The 3,733-nt window shown below is 76.3% G+C and carries 2 protein-coding genes and 1 pseudogene; all 3 read right to left on the minus strand.

Features of this window, described 5'->3' with window-relative positions:
• Positions 1 to 332, minus strand: a pseudogene (locus tag VR44_RS29915) (FHA domain-containing protein); the annotation flags it as partial.
• Positions 333 to 378: 46 nt separating this feature from the next.
• The gene (locus VR44_RS29920; protein WP_045950749.1) at positions 379 to 1,704 is read right to left on the minus strand and encodes a vWA domain-containing protein; all 1,326 of its coding nucleotides are present in this window, start codon (positions 1,702 to 1,704) and stop codon (positions 379 to 381) included.
• Positions 1,705 to 1,780: 76 nt separating this feature from the next.
• Positions 1,781 to 3,733 (minus strand): protein phosphatase 2C domain-containing protein (locus tag VR44_RS47705; protein ID WP_425424543.1); only part of this gene is annotated, 1,953 nt, incomplete at its 5' end.

Consider the following 3,733-nt stretch of genomic DNA (forward strand, 5'->3'; position numbering starts at 1 on the left):
GGGGGGGGGGGCGGCGGCGGGGAGGGCGGGGCGCCGTCCGCCGGTGGCTGCCAACCGGAGCTGGGGTACGGGCCCGCGTCCGGGACGGGCGGGGCCGGCGGAGGGGTGTGCGGGGTCGCCGTCCGCGTCAGGAAGTTGTAGCGGCACTCCTCGCAGAACGGGGCCATGGCCTCGCGCGGGGTCCGGCACCGCGGGCACAGCTCCGCCTGGGCCGTCGGCTCACCGGTGGTGGGAGGGTAGGCCGGGGGGCTCACCGGGGCGGCCATACGGTGGCCGCAGACCTCGCACCAGTCGTCGGCGGCGGACTGGTGCCCGTTCGGGCAGGTCGGCATCGCGGCGCTTCCCCCTTCTCCCCGCGGCGCCGCCGCGGGGGTCTACTCAGGTCTTCTTCACTCGGACGGTCTGTGTCGAACGCGTTTCAAGGGTCATCTCGTCGGCATCGGCGACCTTGGCTTTCAGGCGCACAGTACCCGCCGCCGCGTCGACGACATCCACCACCTTGGAGAGCAGTCTGGCGGTGTCGGCGTTCCCGGAGGCGCTCGCCAACTGCACGGCACGGCCCAGTTTGGCCGTGGCGCCGTCGACATCGCCCATTTTGCGGGCATGCAGGCCCTGCTGGATAGCCTGCGCGAGCTCGGCCTGCCCGGTGTAGTGCGCCACTTGAGGACTGATCGCGGTCGACGCGGCGAGGTCGTTCGTCCACACCGCCCGGACCAGCCCCTGGGCGACCGGGGACCCCGGCTCGCCGGCCGGCCCCGGCAGGACCAGCGAGGCGCGGGCGGCCAGCATCTCCTGGCCGACGGCGGCGTCCGGCACCCGCACGCACACGTGGTAGTCACGGGACTCGTCGCCCCAGGAGCCCGTCGGATAGTCCCCGGCGCGCGGCCCCGCCTCGGTACGGCGGCCCGTGAGGTCCTGGACGGACGGCGAGACCTGCTTGACGTACTGGATCTCCGCCCCGACGGGGGTCCACACGCGTAGCACCACGTCCGCGACCTCCTTGCCCATGACCTTCTCCATCATGAGCGTGAAGTCCTCGGCGAGGTGGGCCGGATCGGCGACGATGTCGGCGGAGCCCAGCAGGGCGCTCGCGATCCCCGTCACCTCCTTGACCTCCCAGTCGGTGCCCACACCGCGCGCGTCGCAGGTGAAGCGGCCCGCGCAGGCCTCCAGGGTGGCGCGCAGCACGGCCGGGTCCTCGTGCTCGTTGCGCCCGTCGGTGAGCAGGATGCCGTGCCGGATGGCGGCCGTGGAGCGGCGCAGCAGCCCGTCCGCCAGCCGCAGCCAGGTGCCGATGGCGGTGCCGCCGCCCGCGCTGAGGCCGCGCAGGGCCTCCTTGGCCTGTGCGCGGGTGGCCGGGTCGGCGGTGGCGAGGAGGCCCTGGCCGGGGTAGACCTCGCGGGCCTCGTGGGTGCCGGCGATCACGGCGAAGGCCGTGCCGTCGCGCAGGGTGTCGATCGCGGCGGCGGTGGCCTCGCGGGCGCCGCGCATCTTCTCCGGCGGGTACTCCATCGAGCCGGAGCAGTCGACCATGATCACTACGGCCGCGTCCTGCCCGAGGGCGCGAGCGGTGGTGGCGGTGGCCCCGCCGGTGGAGGTGACCGTCACGATGGCGTGCACGTCCCGCCCGCCCTCGGGGAGGAACTCGTTCTGGTACACCTCCATGCTGAAGCGCGGGGCGCGCGGCTTGGCGAAGTTCGCCATCGGGATGACTCCTCGGGGGCTGTCGGGTCGGAGCGGACGGGCCGGGGCGGGGCGGACCTGGGCGGGTGGACCGGGTTCAGTCCAGGGGGCGCGGCGGCTCGGTGTGAGCCACGGCTTCCGCTTCCGCTTCGGCCTCCGCCACGCCCGCCGTCCCGGCTTCCGCTCCGGGTTCCGGAGGTACGGCGGTGAACGGCACCACGGCGACGGTGATGTTGTCGTGCCCACCGCCGTCGAGGGCGTGACCGACGAGCACCTGGGCGCAGTGCAGGGGGCGTTCGGCCGCGTCCGCCGGGAGGATCTGGGCCATGTCGGCCGCGGACTCGGCGTAGTTCCACAGGCCGTCGGTGCAGACGACGACCACACCGGGGTGGTCGGGTCTGAAGCTCGCGGTGTGCGGGTCGAGGTCGTACGCGTCGGCCCCGAGCCAGCCGGTGATGGCGTGCGCGCGGACGTCGGCGTAGGCCTCGGCCTCGCCCATCAGGCCCGCCGCGACCATCTGGGCGGCCCACGAGTCGTCCTCGGTGAGGCGGCGGGGCACGGCGGCACGGTCGTCGGGAACCCAGTAGGCGCGGCTGTCCCCGACCCAGCCGATGGTCAGCACACCGCTGCTGACGACGGCGCCGACCAGGGTGCAGGCCGGGGCGTTCTGCGCGCCGGGGGGCTGCGGTGCGAGGGCGCTCACGGCGGCGCCCGCCGCGAGGATCGCCTCGTGCATGGCCTCCACCGGGTGCGCGCCCCGGGGCAGCGCGTCGAGCAGGGCCTCGCTGGCGGCGCCGGCGGCGGCCGCCGACGCGTCGTCGGGGCGGCTGGCGGAGGAGACCCCGTCGCAGACGATGGCGACGGTCGCGGCGGAGCCGTCGGGCATGGCCGTGGCGGCCACCGCGAAGGAGTCCTCGTTGCGGTGGTGGCGCAGCCCCCGGTCACTGACGGCGGCGACGCTGCACAGCTCCTCCTCCAGGTGGTCCCGCTCGCGCGGCTGCGCGTGGCCGCAGTGCTCGCAGTAGCCGTCGGTGTCCACGTACCCGGTCCGGCAGGCGACACACGTCCGGCCGCCACCGCTTCCCTGCGGGGTGCCGGTGTAGGGGCCCTCGTGCGGATCCGCCTGCGCGGCGCCGGCGTACCCGTCCGCTTGCGGGGCGCCATACGGCCCCTCGTGCGGGTCCGGTTCGGCGACCCCGCCGTACGAGCCCTCGTGCCGGTCGCCCTGAGCGGTGCCGAACGGGCCTTCGTACGGGCTCTCTTGGGGTGTGCCGTAGGAGTCCTCGGGCCGGTCGCCCGGAGGGGGGCCGTACGCGGCCTGGTGCCCGTCCCCTTGGCGGGTGCCGTACGGGCCCTCGTGCCGGTCGCCTTGAGCGGTGCCGAACGGGCCTTCGTACGCGTCTTCTTGGGGAGCGCCGTAGGAGTCCTCGGGCCGGTCGCCCCGGGGGCTGCCGTACGCGGCCTCGTGCCCGTCCCTCCGGGGGGTGCCGAACGCGGCCTCGTGCGTGCCCTCTTGAGAGGCGGCGTAGGAGCCCTCGCTCCGGTCGCCCCGGGGGGTGTCGTAGGGAGAGCCGGGCGGGGTCCCCTGCGGAGTGGCGCCGTAGGGCTCCTCGGGCGCGGCCCCGCGGGGCCGCCCGTGGTGGGCGTCGTCCGCGCCGCCGTACGGGGCGGCGCCCCAGGGGGCGTCACCGGAGGGCGCGGTGTCGGGGGTGATCGCGGAACCCGGGGTCACGGGGATGCCCTCCCAGCCGGGCGCCGGCACCCCGGACCCGAAGCCCGGGGCGGAACGGGCGGCTTCGGCCTCGCCGTGCGGTGGTGCCGGGACCTGGGCAGGGTAGGCGGCCGGGCCGGCGGAGCCGGGGGCAGGGGCGCGGTCGCCCGCCGCGAGACGGCCCGCGCCGGTCTCACGCGCCGCCGCGCCGGGGAGCGCGCTCCCGGGGCGGGGTGTGGCGGGTCCGGCGGTACGGGCCGTCGACCCGGCGGCGTACGCGTCGCCCGGGGCCCGTACGGCGGCGCGGTCCTCGGCGGACAGGCCGGCGGTGGCGTACGC

It is taken from the genome of Streptomyces katrae, from assembly GCF_000966975.1.
GTDB lineage: Bacteria > Actinomycetota > Actinomycetes > Streptomycetales > Streptomycetaceae > Streptomyces > Streptomyces katrae.

Coding starts and splice junctions, on each gene's coding strand:
- VR44_RS29920 (WP_045950749.1), bottom strand. CDS start 1,704: ATGGCGAACTTCGCCAAGCCGCGCGCCCCGCGCTTCAGCATGGAGGTG.